Annotated in this window: 15 protein-coding genes and 1 pseudogene; 5 read left to right on the top strand and 11 right to left on the bottom strand. The window is 68.5% G+C overall.

Annotated elements, in window-relative coordinates:
- Positions 1-16: 16 nt before the first annotated feature.
- Positions 17-1,573 carry an MFS transporter gene (locus M1D56_RS01150; protein ID WP_456284414.1) on the bottom strand — a complete coding sequence of 519 codons (1,557 nt, stop codon included), beginning with the start codon at positions 1,571-1,573 and terminating at the stop codon, positions 17-19.
- A 30-nt stretch (positions 1,574-1,603) separates the two neighbouring features.
- Here M1D56_RS01150 and M1D56_RS01145 point away from each other — a divergent pair, with 30 nt between their 5' ends.
- Entirely contained in the window at positions 1,604-2,275 is a 672-nt protein-coding gene (locus tag M1D56_RS01145; RefSeq protein WP_456284413.1) for a TetR/AcrR family transcriptional regulator, read from the top strand.
- 81 nt (positions 2,276-2,356) lie between these two features.
- Here M1D56_RS01145 and M1D56_RS01140 read toward each other — a convergent pair whose 3' ends face one another.
- The 5 genes from M1D56_RS01140 to M1D56_RS01120 are packed head-to-tail and all read right to left on the bottom strand — an operon-like array spanning position 2,357 to position 7,768.
- Positions 2,357-3,766, bottom strand: a complete 1,410-nt coding sequence (locus tag M1D56_RS01140) for an aldehyde dehydrogenase family protein (protein WP_456284412.1) — start codon at positions 3,764-3,766, stop codon at positions 2,357-2,359.
- Between the two features lie 26 nt (positions 3,767-3,792).
- Complete coding sequence (locus tag M1D56_RS01135) at positions 3,793-5,121, bottom strand: flavin monoamine oxidase family protein (RefSeq protein WP_456284411.1); 1,329 nt, start codon at positions 5,119-5,121, stop codon at positions 3,793-3,795.
- An 8-nt stretch (positions 5,122-5,129) separates the two neighbouring features.
- Entirely contained in the window at positions 5,130-5,465 is a 336-nt protein-coding gene (locus M1D56_RS01130) for a cupin domain-containing protein (protein WP_456284410.1), read from the bottom strand.
- 27 nt (positions 5,466-5,492) lie between these two features.
- Positions 5,493-6,308: a MoaF C-terminal domain-containing protein gene (locus M1D56_RS01125; protein WP_456284409.1), complete on the bottom strand. Its 816-nt coding sequence runs from the start codon at positions 6,306-6,308 to the stop codon at positions 5,493-5,495.
- A 32-nt stretch (positions 6,309-6,340) separates the two neighbouring features.
- Complete coding sequence (locus tag M1D56_RS01120; RefSeq protein ID WP_456284408.1) at positions 6,341-7,768, bottom strand: APC family permease; 1,428 nt, start codon at positions 7,766-7,768, stop codon at positions 6,341-6,343.
- A 111-nt stretch (positions 7,769-7,879) separates the two neighbouring features.
- Between M1D56_RS01120 and M1D56_RS01115 the strand changes: the two genes are divergently transcribed.
- Positions 7,880-8,509 carry a TetR/AcrR family transcriptional regulator gene (locus M1D56_RS01115; protein WP_324013004.1) on the top strand — a complete coding sequence of 210 codons (630 nt, stop codon included), beginning with the start codon at positions 7,880-7,882 and terminating at the stop codon, positions 8,507-8,509.
- Here M1D56_RS01115 and M1D56_RS01110 read toward each other — a convergent pair.
- Positions 8,452-9,393: a LysR family transcriptional regulator gene (locus M1D56_RS01110; protein WP_456284407.1), complete on the bottom strand. Its 942-nt coding sequence runs from the start codon at positions 9,391-9,393 to the stop codon at positions 8,452-8,454. The genes M1D56_RS01115 and M1D56_RS01110 overlap by 58 nt on opposite strands.
- 120 nt (positions 9,394-9,513) lie before the next feature.
- Here M1D56_RS01110 and M1D56_RS01105 point away from each other — a divergent pair, with 120 nt between their 5' ends.
- From M1D56_RS01105 to M1D56_RS01095, 3 genes are read left to right on the top strand one after another with little or no spacing between them, the layout of a single operon-like run.
- A complete protein-coding gene (locus M1D56_RS01105; RefSeq protein ID WP_456284406.1) occupies positions 9,514-10,506 on the top strand; it encodes a DUF1852 domain-containing protein in 993 nt (330 codons plus the stop codon).
- 17 nt (positions 10,507-10,523) lie between these two features.
- Positions 10,524-11,564, top strand: coding sequence for a methionine synthase (locus M1D56_RS01100; protein ID WP_456284405.1), 1,041 nt, complete (start codon positions 10,524-10,526; stop codon positions 11,562-11,564).
- Positions 11,551-12,129 (top strand): flavin reductase family protein, encoded by a 579-nt coding sequence (locus M1D56_RS01095; protein ID WP_456284404.1) that lies wholly within the window; start codon positions 11,551-11,553, stop codon positions 12,127-12,129. Before M1D56_RS01100 ends, M1D56_RS01095 begins: the two co-directional genes overlap by 14 nt.
- A 22-nt stretch (positions 12,130-12,151) precedes the next feature.
- Here M1D56_RS01095 and M1D56_RS01090 read toward each other — a convergent pair whose 3' ends face one another.
- The 4 genes and pseudogenes from M1D56_RS01090 to dnaK all read right to left on the bottom strand — a co-directional run bounded on the left by M1D56_RS01090 (position 12,152) and on the right by dnaK (position 16,174).
- The gene (locus M1D56_RS01090; protein WP_456285252.1) at positions 12,152-12,589 is read right to left on the bottom strand and encodes a heat shock protein transcriptional repressor HspR; all 438 of its coding nucleotides are present in this window, start codon (positions 12,587-12,589) and stop codon (positions 12,152-12,154) included.
- 45 nt (positions 12,590-12,634) lie between these two features.
- Positions 12,635-13,617: pseudogene (locus M1D56_RS01085) on the bottom strand (DnaJ C-terminal domain-containing protein).
- A 77-nt stretch (positions 13,618-13,694) separates the two neighbouring features.
- Positions 13,695-14,315, bottom strand: coding sequence for a nucleotide exchange factor GrpE (locus M1D56_RS01080; RefSeq protein ID WP_456284403.1), 621 nt, complete (start codon positions 14,313-14,315; stop codon positions 13,695-13,697).
- Complete coding sequence (gene dnaK, locus M1D56_RS01075) at positions 14,315-16,174, bottom strand: molecular chaperone DnaK (RefSeq protein WP_456284402.1); 1,860 nt, start codon at positions 16,172-16,174, stop codon at positions 14,315-14,317. The genes M1D56_RS01080 and dnaK overlap by 1 nt, the downstream gene beginning before the upstream one ends.
- Between the last annotated feature and the right edge of the window lie 155 nt (positions 16,175-16,329).

The raw sequence follows: 16,329 nt of genomic DNA, 5'->3' as shown, positions 1-16,329 counted from the left end.
CTGGCGCGACGGTCGTTCATCCCACCGACCGTGAGCGCGCGGTGCGCCCGAAGAACGCGGCTGCGAACATCCCCGCGGTCGCCCCGACGAGCACGGTCGCGATCAGCGCGTATACCAGCAGCCCCTGCGCCGTCGCATCGCGCAGGATCTCGACGAGGGACGCGGACCCGCCCGCGCCCTCGTGAGCCACCGCGAACGCCTGGTGAATGCTCGATCGCAGGGCCTCCGTCGTGTCGGCCGGCATATTCGGCGGCAGCGAGTCGTCGAGCGACGCGCGGAACGCGACGATCCCCACGGTCCTGGCCGCCGCAACGCCGAGCGCTGCCCCGAGCTCGCCGCCGACCTCCTGCGCAGCGGCGGCGGATCCGACGCGATGCTCCGGCGCACTCGATATGATCGCGTCACTCACCAGGGCCATCGCGGCCCCGTGGCCGAGTCCGATGACGGACACCGCGACGACGAGGAACGAGATCGCGCCGTCTGCGACCGCGATCGCGGTGAGCCCTGCACCGAGCGCGACCACCACGAGCCCCGCGGTGATCACACGAGCAGGAGACCACCGTCGAGCCATAGCGGGAGCAGCGAGCGCTCCGAGGATGTCCGTCACGATGTATGGCAGGGTCAGGACGCCGGCGACGAGCGGAGGGAAGCCTCCCGCCCACTGCAGGTGCTGCGTGAAGACGAAGAACAGTCCCACTGTGCCGATTCCGGTGATCAGCAGGGTCAGCAGTGACGCCGCGACGCGACGGTTCGCCAGCAGAGCTGGATCGAACAGGGGGTCGGCGGCCCGCCGCTGCCTCCGCACGAACAGGCCGAGGAGCGCAAGGCCTGCCGCGATGCAGGCGACGGCGCCCCAGAGCGAAGACGGCGCGTCGCCTCCCTCCGCACCGGCCGCGACCTCCTGCAGCCCGTAGACCAGCATCAGCATCCCCGACACCGACAGCGCGACACTGACAGCGTCGATGCAGCCCGCCCCGGGGTCGTGATGCTCCGGCAGAACGAACACTCCGAGCAAGACGAGCAGGAGCATCGGCGGGACGTTGATCAGGAAGATCGCACCCCACCAGAACCCCTCGATCAGCGCCCCGCCCAGCAGTGGGCCGACCGCGCCGCCGACCGTGAAGGCGCTGAACATGACGGCAATCGCGAGCCGACGCTGAGCATCGTCGCGGAACATCACGCGGAGCAGGGAGAACAGCGAGGGCATCAGAGTCGCACCGGCGATGCCCAGCAGTGCGCGCGTGACGATGAGCGCGACAGGAGTCGCCGCGAACGCCGCGACGACGGAGAGCACGGCGAATGCGAAGGCGCCGCAGAGGAGGAGCCTGCGGGCGCCGACCCGCTCCGAGACCCGGCCCATCGTGATCAGGAAGCCGGCGATGAGGAAGCCGTACGCGTGCACGATCCAGAGCGACTCCGTCGACGAGGCATCGAGATCCGCGACCAGCGTGGGAATGGCGAAGAACAGCGCGGTGAGATCGGTCGAGAGGGCGAGCATCGGAGCGACGAGCAGGGCGAGCCCCCACCATGCGCGAACCGGTGCCGCCGTGTCTCGCAATTTATGTTCCGTCATGGCACGTAATGTTACGGCTACACTGACTGCATGTCCACACCCTCCCGTCGCCCAGCTGGCGCGGGGCGCCCCCGCGACGCCCAGCTGGATCACGCCATCCTCGACGCGGCGCTGGCGATCCTGGACGAGGCGGGGTACCAGGAACTCAGCCTCGAGGCCGTCGCGCGGAAGGCCGGGACGTCTCGCCCCGCGATCTATCGACGTTGGCCGGGTCGCGCGCGTCTCGCACTGGCCGCGATCAGCTCACGCCTGGAGTCGCCGCGCTCCCCCGACACCGGATGCACCCTGTGCGATCTCGACGAGAGCATCTCGCTGTTCCTCGCCGCCTACCGACGGATCCGGCCGGACGTCCTCAGCGCCCTGCTCGCCGAGTGCGCGACGAGCGCCGATCTGAGAGCGCAGTACCTCGAGACGCTGATCGAACCCGCGCGGCGCGCAGTCGCCTGCACGATCGACCGGGCGGTCGGGCGCGGCGACGTGCGCCCCGATGCGGATCGGGAGGTGCTGCTCGACATGGTCGGCGCCCTCGTGCACTACCTCGCCCTGTTCGGCGACCGCCACATCACCGACGCCGAGGCGCAGCAGGCCGTCGAGATCCTGCTGCGCGGGGCCGCGCGAGACTACAACGCCCTCGTGGCGCACAGCCGCGCTCTGGAGCAGGCCGCGACATCCGACGCCGATCACCACAGGCACCATCAGTGACTGCGTCCGAGTCGGCGAAGCCCCGCACGACCTGCGCGATCCCGTCGGGCTCGACCGCATTGACAGCCGCCCCGGCGCACGTCATCGACTGATGACCTTCGGGGCGGCAACGGCCTTGAGGCCGGCGACACCGAACTCCTGCCCGTATCCGGACGACTTGGTGCCCCCGAACGGGACCTGGGGGTTGAGCACGCCGTGCTGGTTGATCCAAACGGTACCGGCCTGCAGGCGCTGCGCCACGGCGAGCGCCGCCTCAGGGTCGTCGGACCATACGGAGGCACCGAGACCTTGCTCGGCGGCGTTCGCGCGCGAGATCGCATCATCGACATCGCTGTACCGGATGACCGGGATCGCCGGCCCGAACTGCTCCTCGTCGACGAGCGCTGCTCCGTCGGAGATGTCCGCAACCACGGTCGGCTGGAAGAACAGAGGCCCGAGGTCGGCCGCGGGCTCGCCTCCGGCGACGATCCGCGCTCCACGGGCACGGGCGTCCTCGACGAGGCGCTGGACGATGTCGAACTGATTCTGGTTCTGCAGAGGCCCCAGGACGTTGCCCTCGTCGAGCCCCCGCCCCATCGGCATCGTGCGTGCGAGGTGCGCGAGCGCTTCGACGGTCTCGTCATAGACGGAATCGTGGACGTACAGGCGCTTGAGCGCGGCGCAGGTCTGCCCGGTGTTGATGAAGATGCCCCAGAACAGGTCCTCGGCGTGCGCGGCGACGTCGGTGCCCGGCAGGACGATGCCGGCGTCGTTTCCGCCGAGCTCGAGGGTGAGGCGGGCGAGGTTCTGCGCCGAGGCTTCGACGATCTTCCGACCCGTCGGTGTCGAACCCGTGAACATGATCTTGTCCACGCCAGGGTGCGCAGCGAGAGTCGATCCGATCTCCCGGTCGCCCGTGACGGCGGTGAGGACACCCGCGGGCAAGTGGCGGTTGAAGATCTCCACGAGCGCGAGAACCGAGAGCGGTGTGAACCCGCTGGGCTTGACGACGACCGTGTTGCCCATGCGCAGGGATGGCGCGATCTGCCAGACCGAGATCATCATCGGCCAGTTCCAGGGGCCGATCGCTCCCACCACTCCGAGTGCCCCATAGTGGACCTCGGCTCGCGCTGCGCCCGCCTCGAAGACGACTTCCGGTTCGAGAACGGTGTCCGCCGCGCTGCGGGTCCACACCGCGCACGCGCCGACTTCGAATCGGGCGTTGGGCCCGTCGAGCGGCTTGCCCTGCTCGCGAGACAGGATGACGGCCAGCTCCTCCGCATGGGCATCGATGTCATCGGCGATGGCATGCAGCACACGGCTGCGCTCCGCGTGGCCGAGGCCATCCCAGGCAGGCTGCGCGGCGCGGGCGGCGGACACGGCGGACTCGAGGTCGGCGAGGGTGTGGATCGGCGCGTAGCCGATGGTCTCCCGCGTCGCGGCATCAGGGATCGCACGACCCTCTGAGACGGGAACGGTGATGGCATCGAGGATGCTGGTGGCGGTCGTCATGATTGCTCCTGGGCTGAGTGGGGTGATCAGGCGGTACGGGTGAGCGTCGAATCGACGGCGTGGGGTGCGCGGTCGAGAACCTTCCGCGCAGCTGACAGGCCACTCTCGATGGCGCCGTCGATGAATCCGCCCCACCCTTCGGCGACGTCTGAGCCGGCGAAGACGACGCATCCATGTCCGGCGCGCAGCGCCGGCAGCCCCTGTGAGAGGTATCCGGTGCGGTGCATCGGCCAGGTCTCCCCCGACAGCGGATCGGCCGTCCAGTCGTGGCCCGTTGCAGCGACGACGGCGAGCCCGGGCACGAGCCTGTCCGCCGCGGCTTGCACGGCGGCGACATCGCTCGCGTCGATCGCGCGCGCATCAGGGCCGAAGCCGATGACGATGGTGCGTCCGTCCACGTGGTATTCGGATTGAAGGAAGGTGAAGGGATCGTCTTCGCTGCCGAAGGCGACGAAATGGGGAAGCTCTCCCTGGACCGCGAACCAGATCTTCGTACCGAGTCCGATCTGTCCGGCGGAGACCGCCCGCCCGGCGCTCTCCGGCAGCGGGGGCTCGAAGCGGATGCGGGAGAGTGCGTTCAGCGGAGCCGTCAGGATCACGGCGTCCGCGCGAGCGTGCGTGCCGTCTGCGAACTCCACGCGAGAGGGGCCGTCACCTTCGACCACGGCCGTCACTTCTGCGCCGAGTCGCAGCTCCGCGTTCGTGTCGGCGAGGATCGCTTCGGCCAGAGCGCGCGTACCGCCCGCGATCTTGTAACTCGCGCACGCCTCGAACATGACCCTCCAGTCACCATTGGCGACCGCAAGCCAGCGCAGGGCCTGAGTGTAGGCGGCCTCGCCGAGGCGCCCGTTGAAGTTCAGCGTCCAGAACGCGCGGAGGAGTGCGCGACGATTCTCGTCGAGATCCAGAGCGTCGATGCGCTCGGAGATCCCGCGGGCATCGAATGCCGCTCCGGGTGCAGAGCTCAGGGGCGAGAACGGCTGCGGGAAGACGGCACGCGCTTCTGCACCGAGCTCGCGGTTCGGCTCGTCCATGAGCTCGAGTAGCGCATCGGGCGCGACGACGGTCGGCTTTCCGTCCACGTGCCACCACGCAGTGGCGGGCGCTGGGCTGGCCACGACTCCGAGTCCGTAGCGATGGAGTTCGGCCCAGACGTACGGCTGCGTCCAGTGCACCCAGGTGCCGCCGAGCTCGATCTCGATGCCGAGCCGACGGTCGAACCATGTGCGTCCGCCGATGCGGTCGCGCGCTTCGACGAGGAGGACGCGTTTTCCGCTCCAGGTGAGTTCGCGTGCGGCGGTGAGGCCTGCGAACCCGGCTCCGACGACGATGACCTCGTAGTGCTGATCGATCATGGCGCTTCTCAGGAGTAGACGAAGAACTCGACCGTGGGCGCCAACACGGTCCACAGCGCGGCAGCGCCCTTGTTGAAGGAGGCCACCGAACCTGCGGTCAGCTCGAAGGGCTCGCCGCCCTCGGGCTCGATCCGCAGATGCCCTTCGAGGATGTACACGGTCTCGTCGGCGTGCCCGACGACACGCATTGCACCAGGCGCTTCTTCGGGGGTGACGAACCAGAAACCGGAGGACAGATGGGGTCGCCCGCCGTCGCCCGGGCGTCGGGTCCACTGGACGACGCCGACCTCGAACGGCTCCGCATTCGAGCGGTCGAAACGAGCGTGGCTGATGAAGTCTGGCATCGTGATCTCCTTTGTGGATGGTGCCGATCAGTCGTTCGGATAGGTGGTCTCGTTGAGGATGGTGAAGCGACTGTCAAAGGGGATGTGCACGACGCTCTGCGTCGAGTTCTCCCAGCAGAACATGCGTCCGACGGAGCGCTTCTCGTCGAGGTCGACCACCAGGAAGCTCTCCACCGGCATCACGCCTTCCTTCCAGAAGAAGATGACGATCCCGTCGGCGAGTTCGAACGCCTTCGTCTCGTCGACGTCGGCGAGACCGGCCTCGGCACCAGAGATGCAATGCCACACGAACGTGCCGCCATTGAGGTAGATGTGCTCGTACCGTTCGGTCTCGCTGTAGCGGTAGTAGATGCGCTTGCCCACGAGCTCGTCACTGCGACGACGGGGTTCGATCTCGCCCGTGCCGACGACCCGACCCGAGAGGAACGTCGTGTTCGTCCGTCCGATGCCATCCGCGATGGTGATGCCGCTGTCCGCGGCCGTGACCCGTCCGTCAGCGAGGTCGAGCACGAAGGTGAAGGAGTGCGTACGCGGCCCCTCGCCCTTGAGGACGTCGACAAGCTGGATGCCGGGGCGCACTTCGACGGCGCGGTACGGATGGATGCCCGCTGCGCCGGCATCGTCACCCTCGAGAAGGGTCCAGGTCAACTCACCGTCGGTATGGAACACGTGCCGGACCATCCATCCGTTGTCGTACGTGATGTCGATGGTCTGGCCGACGAGTGCGCTGCTGGCGGGCAGGCTCGGGTCGCCGAAGCCGCTGATCATCGCGGAGACGTCGGGCCAGTCACTCTGGGCGACGAAGTCCCGTGCCTGGACCTGGGAGTCGGTGGTTGTGCTCATGATTCGTTCCTTGCTGAAGCTGGCGGTGGGGCTCAGGAGATCGCGACGACGTGGAAGTCGATGTTCTTGCGGAAGCTGGGCATCACGAACCCGATGGCGAAGGCGATGGGGATCATCCAGAGCATCGTCTTCGCGACCGTGCCGTCATCGAACAGCAGCACGTCGAAGTTCGAGAGAGCGATGACGAGAACCGCGGCATTCAGGAGCATCGCGAGCGTCGGCGCGAACTTGGTGCTCCAGAATCCGGTCTCCAGCCGCTCACGGATGAAGAAGGCGAGGATGCCCACCGAGGCGATGGTCATCATCACGATGAAGCCGATGGTGCCCAGCGCGACGAACCAGGCGTAGATGACGACGATGGGGTCCGCCCCGGCGGCGAAGAACGCTGCCAGGATCACCACGCAGACAGCGGCATCCACGAGCGCGGCCAGGTGCGGGGCGCGCTTGACCTCGGACACGCGAGCGAAGAGGCGAGGCAGGACGCGGGCTCGGCCCAGCGCGAAGCAGTAGCGGGCGAACATGTTCTGCACGCCGATGAGCATCGCCAGGAAGCTCGTGAGCACGAGGACCTGGAGGACGAGCGAGAACCACGGGCCCACGGCACGGCTGGCGATATCGAAGATCACCCCGGAGAGATCGTCTGCCGACGCCTGCTGGACGTTGTCGGCGCCGATCCCGTAGCTGACCGCCCACGTGGCGAGGGTGTAGAAGGCAGCGACGAAGCCGATCACGACGAACAGCGCGACGGGGATGGTGCGGCGAGGGTTGCGGGCTTCCTCGGCGAACACCGTCGTCGCCTCGAAGGTCGTGAAGCATGTGAAGACGAAGAGGCCGGCGACGCCGACGCCCGGGTTCGCGAGAACCGCGGGGCTGAAGCTCACCAGCGAGGGGTCCTGGCCCGGGAAAGCGACGAGGATGCCGACGACGAGCATGGCGACGACCACGACCTCGAGCGCGATGATCACGCCGAGCACGCGCATGTTCAGGTCGACGCCGCGCATGACGAGGATGGTGGTGATGACGATGGCGAGCATGACCCAGACCCACACAGGGAGGTCGAGCCCCGCCTCGGCAGCCAGCTGCTGTGCGAACACGCCGAACTGAGCCACCAGGCCGATCTGAAGGGCGAGGTAGGTCACGACGACGATCCCCGCCGCGCCGGTGGCCGTCCTCGATCCCAGCCCGCGAGCGATGTACGCCACGAAGCCGCCCGCGTTCGTGATGTGCCGGCTCATCTTCAGATATCCGATCGCGAAGATCGCGATCACTCCGGCGACGATCACGTACACCGCAGGTGCACCAGGGCCGACGAGGGAGAAGACGACAGGAGACGCGCCGACGAAGGCAGCCATCGGGGCAGCGGCGGCGATGACGAAGAAGGCGATGCCCACCACGCCGAGACTGTTGCGCTTCAGCGCCGTCGTCGGTCCGGCGGTCGCATCCGTTCGAGCGGTTGCCATGGCGTTCTCCTTTGAACGTCGGGTAGTGCGAGCAATTCCAGCATCTGCTCAATTTAAAGTCAAGCGTTTGCTTAGATTCGCCGTCACTTCATCGGGAGATAGGGTGCGAACATGGCCGATGAACCTCAACGCATCAAGTACGGCACCGGCCGCGAGGCGCTCATCGAGGCCGCCGTTCGCGTGGTCGCGCGACACGGCCTGCATGGCATGACCTTCCGAAAGGTCGCGCAGGAGGCGGGTGTCAACAACTCGCTGGTCGCCCACCACTTCGGGTCGCTGTCCGCGTTGGCCAACGCCGCCCTCGAGTGGTCGGCCGCGACCGCAATGCGCGACTCCCACCTCGACGGATTCCTTGACTCGGAGAGTGACTACAAGGCCGCGCTGTGGTCCACCCTCGACCAGCGTCGGGACCTGCACGTCTATCAGTTCGAGATGATTCTCGAAGCGAGTCGGGACGCCGAAGTCCGTTCGCAGATCATCGACATGTACGACCGCTACACGGCGGGAGTCTCGCGGAGCATGTTCGGCAGCGCCGCGACAGCCGACGACGACGCCCTCGCACGCGCCGTCTTCGCAGCACTGGACGGTCTCGTGCTCCAGTACGTCGGCGGCGCGATCACGCGCGACCAGGTGGACGCGTCCGTCAGCGCCCTCTGGCGTCTTGCTGCTGCATCAGGGACGCGCTATCCCAGCACCTCCACGCCGAACCCGGCGACGACCGCGCGCACCTCGTCGAGGTAGCGCTGCGCCTGCTCCGTCAGCGGGATCGCGGCGTGGTCGATCCACCCGATCTCGATGCGCTCATCGACGTCGAGGGGGATGGCGACGATCTCCGGATCGAGCTCGTCGCTGATGATGCCGGTCGAGATCGTGTAGCCGCCGAGGCCGATCATGAGGTTGAAGATCGTCGCCCGGTCGGAGACCCGGATCTCGCGCCTGCTCGACATGGTGGAGAGGATCTCCTCGGCGAAGTAGAAGGAGTTGTCCGCACCCTGGTCGAAGGTGAGTCGCGGCAGATCCTCGAGGTCGCCGAGGGTCGCGCGCTTCCGGGAGGCGAGTGGGTTGCGCCGCGAGATGAAGATGTGCGGCTCGGCGAGGAACAGCGGATGGAACGCGAGCCCCGAGTCCCGCAGCAGCTTGTCGATCACCTTCCGGTTGAAGTCGTTCCGGTAGAGGATGCCGATCTCGCTGCGGAGCGTGCGGACATCCTCGATGATGTCGCCCGTCCGGGTCTCCCGCAGGGAGAACTCGTACTCGGCCGCCCCGCTCGCCTGGACCATCCGCACGAACGCGTCGACCGCGAACGAGTAGTGCTGCGCCGAGACCCCGAGCAGACGCCGCGACGGGGGCCGGTCGAGGTAGCGCTGCTCGAGGAGCTCCACCTGCTCGACGACCTGTCGCGCATAGCCGAGGAACTCCGCCCCGTCGAGGGTGAGCGTCACGCCGCGTGCGGAGCGGACCAGGAGCGTGCGCCCCACGCGCGCCTCGAGCTCCTTCATCGCCGCCGACATGGTCGGCTGCGCGACGTAGAGCAGGTCGGCGGCACCCGAGATCGAGCCCTCGGCGGCGACCTCGATGAAGTAGCGGAGCTGCTGCAGCGTGAGACCGCTCGTTCCCTGTGCCATAGCCACAGACTATATGGAGGGATAGCGTCGTCTTCTTACCCGATATCGCCCGGATCCCGGCACGATGGAGGCTCCGACGTCCGAGGATCGACCCGACCCTCATCACCCCTGGATTGGCCCATGGCGAGCGCATTCGAGTTCAGCATCACGACCACCCCCTTCGACGAGGACTACACGCCGTCGGAGAGCTCCCGGATCACGACCAACTTCGCCAACCTCGCGCGCGGCGAGCGCCGTCAGGAGAACCTCCGCAGCACCCTGACGATGATCGACCGGCGGTTCAACGACCTCGCGCACTGGGACAACCCGACTCGCGACCGCTACACCCTCGAACTCGAGATCGTCTCCGTGCAGCTGCGCACGTCGGCGGATGGCGAGGCTCAGCCGTTCCCGCTGCTCGAGGTCCTCGACACGCGGATCATCGACCGGCACACGGGCGCCCGCCACCACGGGATCGTCGGCAACAACTTCTCGTCCTACATCCGCGACTACGACTTCAGCGTCGTCCTGCCCTCGGCGAAGGATGGCACGGGCGCGCCCGCGCTCCCCCGCGACTTCGGCGTCCTGCATGGCAGGCTCTTCCAGCACTTCCTCGACTCGGATGTCTACCGGCAGCGCTTCCCGCAGGCGCCCGTCATCTGCATCAGCGTCTCGACGAGCAAGACCTACCACCAGACCGGCAACAGCCACCCCGTCCTCGGCGTCGAGTACCAGCAGGACGAGCACTCCCTGACCGACGAGTACTTCGGGAAGATGGGGCTCCGCGTGCGCTACTTCATGCCGCGCGGAAGCGTCGCGCCGCTCGCGTTCTACTTCCGCGGCGACCTGCTGAACGACTACTCGAACCTGCAGCTCATCAGCACGATCAGCACGATGGAGACATTCCAGAAGATCTACCGCCCCGAGATCTACAACGCGAACTCGGCCGCCGCCGCCGTCTACCGCCCGAGCCTGGGCGCGCAGGACTTCTCGCGGACGCAGATCTCCTACGACCGCGAGGAGCGCAGCCAGCTCGCTGTCACGCAGGGGAAGTACGCGCAGGAGCACTTCATCGAGCCGAACCGCGAGCTGCTGGAGCAGTGGACCGCCGGCGACCCCGTTCTCGTCGCATGACCCCCGGAGGACCATCCATGACCCCTGCGCTCCTGCCGACCTCGATCGTCGGCAGCCTTCCCAAGCCGTCGTGGCTCGCCGAGCCGGAGACGCTCTGGTCCCCCTGGAAGCTCGAGGGCACCGCGCTGACCGAGGGCAAGCAGGACGCGATGCGCATCGCCGTCCAGGAGCAGACGCGCCGCGGCATCGACATCATCGGCGACGGGGAGCAGACGCGCCAGCACTTCGTGACGACGTTCATCGAGCACCTCGACGGCGTCGACTTCGCACAGCGCAGGACCGTGCGCATCCGCGACCGCTACGACGCGAGCGTTCCGACGGTCGTCGGCGCGGTGCACCGCGAGCGCCCCGTCTTCGTCGACGACGCGGCGTTCCTCCGTTCGAGCACCGACCGCCCGATCAAGTGGACGCTGCCGGGCCCGATGACGATGGTCGACACGCTCTACGACGCCCACTACCGCAGCCGCGAGAAGCTGGCGTGGGAGTTCGCGACCATCCTCAACCAGGAGGCCAGGGAGCTCGAGGCCGCGGGCGTCGACATCATCCAGTTCGACGAGCCCGCCTTCAACGTCTTCCTCGACGAGGTCAAGGACTGGGGCGTCGCCGCCCTCGAGCGCGCGTGCGAGGGGCTGCGCGCCGAGACCGCCGTGCACATCTGCTACGGCTACGGGATCAAGGCGAACACCGACTGGAAAGCGACACTCGGCTCGCAGTGGCGCCACTACGAGGAGTCGTTCCCGCTTCTGCAGCGGTCGGCCGTCGACATCGTCTCGCTCGAGTGCCACCACTCCCGCGTCCCGCTCGAGCTCGTCGAGCTCGTCCGCGGCAAGAAGGTCATGCTCGGCGCGATCGACGTCGCGGATGAGACGGTCGAGACCCCCGAGGAGGTCGCCGACACCCTCCGCCGTGCGCTCGCCTACGTCGACGCGGACAAGCTCGTGCCCAGCACGAACTGCGGCATGGCGCCGTTCCCCCGGGAGGTCGCGCTGCGCAAGCTCAGCGCGCTCAGCGCGGGCGCGGCCATCCTGCGCGAGGAGCTGGCCGATGCGCGCGTCTGAGGCGTCGCCCGCCGACGCACCCGCCGAGACCCCGCGTCACGGCTTCGCGCCGTCGCTGTCGCCCGACGACTTCAAGGCCCTCTTCCGGGGGCACCCCGGCGGCGTCACCGTCATCACGGCGGATGCCGGCGACGGGCCCGTCGCCCTAACGGCGACCTCGGTCGCGTCGGTGAGCGCCGAGCCCCCGCTCCTGGTGTTCTCGATCTCGGCGCTGTCGTCGGCGTCGGACGTTCTCTCGCGCGCCGAGACCGTCGTCGTGCACTTCCTCGACGCTCACGATCTGGAGGTGGCGAAGCTCGGCGCCGCGAGCGGAGTCGACCGCTTCGCCCAGGAGCACCCGTGGACGCGCCTCGCCACGGGCGAGCCCGTGTACGAGGGCGTGCGCGCGTGGGTGCGCTGCGCGGTCATCGACCGGATGGATGCGGGCACGTCGACGGTCGTCGCGGCCCACGCACTGCAGTCGCACATCGAGCGCGACATCCACCCGGGCGACGCCGGCGACGCGCTGGTCTATCACAACCGCACGTGGCACCGCCTCGGCGAGCACTCGCGCATCGAGCCCTGACGGCCGCGCGCGCCTGCGGGCGTCAGTCGGCGGGACGCCAGAGCACGACGTCGGTCTGACGGCGCACGCGGGTGCCCGCACGCAGCGTCACGACCGCGCCGTTCGCGCTCGTCGCGAACACGCGCGCGCCCGGACGCTGCTCGCGCTCGGCGCGCAGCTCGCGCTCGAGCTCGCGGACACGGCCGCGCAGCTCCTGCACCTCGTTCTCCATGTGCAGGATGCGCTCGATGACGGCGAGGCGCACACCCTCGGACGACAGCCGCGCGACCTCGCGCAGCTGCTCGATGTCGCGCAGCGAGTAGCGCCGCGATCCGCCGCGCGTGCGCCCGGGGACGACGAGGCCCATGCGGTCGTACTGCCGCAGGGTCTGCGGGTGCATGGCGGCGAGCTCGGCAGCCGCCGCGATGGGGAAGATCGGCGCATCGGGGTCGATGTCGGCCGGGTCGACCGGGATCGGCATGGTGCTCACCTCCTGAAGGTGTCGGGGGCGGATGGCGGCAGCGGGCTACTGCTTCGCCTTCGCCATCATCTCAGCGCGGGGGTTCTCCTTCGGCTCGGCCTCGCGGTAGGCGAGAAGCGCCTCGCGCGCGGCGTCGTCGAGATGCGACGGCACAGCCACCTGCACCTCGGCGAGGAGATCGCCCGTGCCCTTGCTGGACGCGATGCCGCGTCCCTTGACGCGGAGCACGCGGCCGGAGGGCGTGCCGGGGGCGACGCGCAGCTTCACGGGGTCGCCACCGAGCGTCGGAACCTCGATGGTCGCGCCGAACACCGCCTCGGTGAACGTGATCGGAACGGTCACGCGGACGTTCAGGCCGTCGCGCGTGAAGACGGGGTGCGATCGGACGGCGACCTCGACGACGATGTCGCCGCTCTCGCCTCCGTCCGGCGAGGGACGCCCGCGCCCGCGCAGGCGGATCTTCTGGCCATCCGCGACGCCCGCGGGGATCTTGACCTTGAACGGCTTGCCGTCCTCGCCCTGGAGCGTGATGGTCTCGCCCTTGGCGGCCGTCGTGAAGTCGATCGTCGTGCGCGCACACGCACGTCGGCGCCGCGCTGGGGGCCGCCGAAGCCGCGGTACCCGCCCGTCGACTGCCCGAAGCGGCCGGAGCCGAAGCCTCCGCCCCCGCCGGAGAACATCGAGAAGATGTCGTCGAAGTCGCCCGGGGACGCCGTGCGCTGCTGCGTGAACCGGCTGAAGACGTCGTCGAACCCGCCGCCGGCGCCGCCGGGCGCGGTGAACCGCGCACCCGAGCCCATCGCGCGCAGCTCGTCGTACTCCTTGCGCTGCTCGGGGTCGGAGAGCACCGAGTACGCCTCGCTGATCTCCTTGAACCGCGACTCCGCAGCCGCGTCGCCCGGGTTCGAGTCGGGGTGGTACCTGCGCGCGAGCTTGCGGTAGGTCTTCTTCAGATCCGCGTCGCTCACGTTCTTGTCGACGCCGAGGATCTTGTAGAAGTCCTTGTCGAACCAGTCCTGACTGGCCATCTGCACCTTCTTCTTGCGAATGCTCTACGCGTGATCCGGAAAGCGGTCGGCCCCGCCGCAGCGGGGCCGACCGGGAGTCATTCCGCCGGGACGGCGACGACGACCTTGGCGGGGCGCAGCTCGACGTCGCCCAGCAGGTAGCCGACCTCGACGACCTCGAGGATCGTGCTCTCCGTCGTGCCGGGGACCGGCTGCTGGAAGATCGCCTCGTGACGCTGCGGGTCGAACGTCTCGCCAGTCGCGCCGAACGCGACGACGCCCAGGCGCTCGGCGACGCCGCGCACCTTGGCAGCGACGGCCGAGAACGGGCTGCCCTCGGCGAGGTCGCCGTGCTTCTCGGCCCGGTCGAGGTCGTCGAGCACGGGGAGGAGGCCCTTCACGGCCTCGCCCCTGGCGCGGGAGATCTCGATCTCGCGCTGCTCCTCGGTGCGGCGACGGTAGTTCGCGTACTCCGCCTGGAGGCGCTTGAGGTCGTGCAGGAGCTGCGTCTCGTAGTCGCTCTTCTCCGCCTCCGCCGCCTCGTCGGTCTGCTCGGCGCCGAGGATGTCGTCGACCGTCAGGCCGTCGCGCTCCTCCGCGGTCTCAGCCGGCTGCGCCGCGGGGTCGGAAGCGGCGGCTTCCGACCCCTCGGCGTCCGGCTGGACCTCGTCGCCGTCGGGCTGCTCGCCCTGGGGCTCCTCGAAGTCCTTGTCCGTCATCAGCTCTTCTTCTCGTCCTCGTCGTCCACGACCTCGGCGTCGATGACGTCCTCATCCGCCGAGCTCTGCTCGCCGGCCGGGGCGTCCTGCGGCGCCTGCTCCTGCGCGGCCTGAGCCTGCTGGTAGATCGCCTCGCCGAGCTTGGTCTGGCTCTCGTTGAGCTTCTCGAACGCGGCCTTCACGGCGTCGTCGTCCTCGCCCGCGAGCGCGGTCTTGAGCGCGTCGACGTCGGCCTTGACCGAGTCCTTCACGTCGGCGGGGAGCTTGTCGTCGTTCTCCGAGATGAGCTTCTCGATCGAGTACGCGAGCGTCTCGGCCTGGTTGCGGACATCCGCGGCCTCGCGGCGCTTCTTGTCCTCGGCCGCGTGCTCCTCGGCGTCGCGGACCATCCGCTCGATGTCCTCCTTCGAGAGCGACGAGCCGCCCGTGATGGTCATCGACTGCTCCTTGCCCGTGCCCTTGTCCTTGGCGGACACGTGCACGATGCCGTTCGCGTCGATGTCGAACGTGACCTCGACCTGCGGCACGCCGCGGGGCGCCGGCGCGATGCCGGTGAGCTCGAAGGTGCCGAGCGGCTTGTTGTCGCGGGTGAACTCGCGCTCGCCCTGGAAGACCTGGATGGCCACCGACGGCTGGTTGTCGTCTGCGGTCGTGAAGGTCTCGCTGCGCTTGGTCGGGATGGCCGTGTTGCGCTCGATGAGCTTGGTCATGACGCCGCCCTTGGTCTCGATGCCGAGGCTCAGCGGGGTGACGTCGATGAGGAGGACGTCCTTGCGCTCGCCCTTCAGCACGCCCGCCTGGATGGCGGCGCCGACGGCGACGACCTCGTCCGGGTTGACGCCCTTGTTGGGCTCCTGGCTCGTCTCGCTCTTCACGAGCTCGCTGACCGCGGGCATGCGGGTCGAGCCGCCGACGAGCACGACGTGCGCGATGTCGGAGACCTTGATGCCCGCCTCGCGGATGACGTCCTGGAACGGCTTCTTCGTGCGCTCGAGGAGGTCCTTCGTGAGGTCCTCGAACTTCGCGCGCGAGATCGTCTCGGACAGCGACACGGGGCCGTTCTCCGTGAGCGACAGGTACGGCAGGTTGACGCTCGTCGACGTCGAGCTCGAGAGCTCCTTCTTCGCCTGCTCCGCGGCCTCCTTGAGGCGCTGCAGGGCGATCTTGTCGTTCGAGACGTCGACGCCCGTGGAGTCCTTGAACTGCTTGATGAGGTAGTCGACGAGGCGCTGGTCCCAGTCGTCGCCGCCGAGGCGGTTGTCGCCCGCCGTGGCACGCACCTGGATGGTCGAGAAGTCGTCGTCCTTGCCCACCTCGAGCAGCGAGACGTCGAAGGTTCCGCCGCCGAGGTCGAAGACGAGGATGAGCTCGTCCTCCTTGCCCTTGTCGAGGCCGTACGCGAGGGCGGCGGCCGTGGGCTCGTTGATGATGCGCAGGACGTTGAGGCCCGCGATCTCGCCGGCCTCCTTCGTGGCCTGGCGCTCGGCGTCGTTGAAGTACGCGGGCACGGTGATGACGGCGTCGGTCACCGTGTCGCCCAGGTACTGCTCGGCGTCGCGCTTCAGCTTCTGGAGGATGCGCGCCGAGATCTCCTGCGGCGTGTACGACTTGTCGTCCACCTTGAACGTCCAGTCGGTGCCCATGTGGCGCTTGACCGACGCGAGCGTGCGGTCGACGTTGGTGACGGCCTGGCGCTTCGCGGTCTCGCCGACGAGCACCTCGCCGTCCTTGGTGAACGCGACGACCGACGGGGTCGTGCGGAAGCCCTCGGCGTTGGCGATGACCTTCGGCTCGCCGCCCTCGAGGACCGAGACGACCGAGTTGGTCGTCCCGAGGTCGATACCCACAGCACGTGCCATGTTGCTTCTCCTTCTGTCGCTGCCTGAAGTCTGCGCGCGATCTTGAGTCGCGCTGACTCAAGCGTACGGCGACAGCCGGGGGAAGTCAAGAAACTTGATACAGCCCGACTCAACTTCACCCCGCACCCTCGAGACTAGCGCCGGTCGTCGAGACC

The organism is Microbacterium sp. JZ101 (assembly GCF_053903175.1).
Note: the sequence above shows the minus strand (reverse complement) of the source record. Positions and strands in the feature narration are given on the sequence as shown.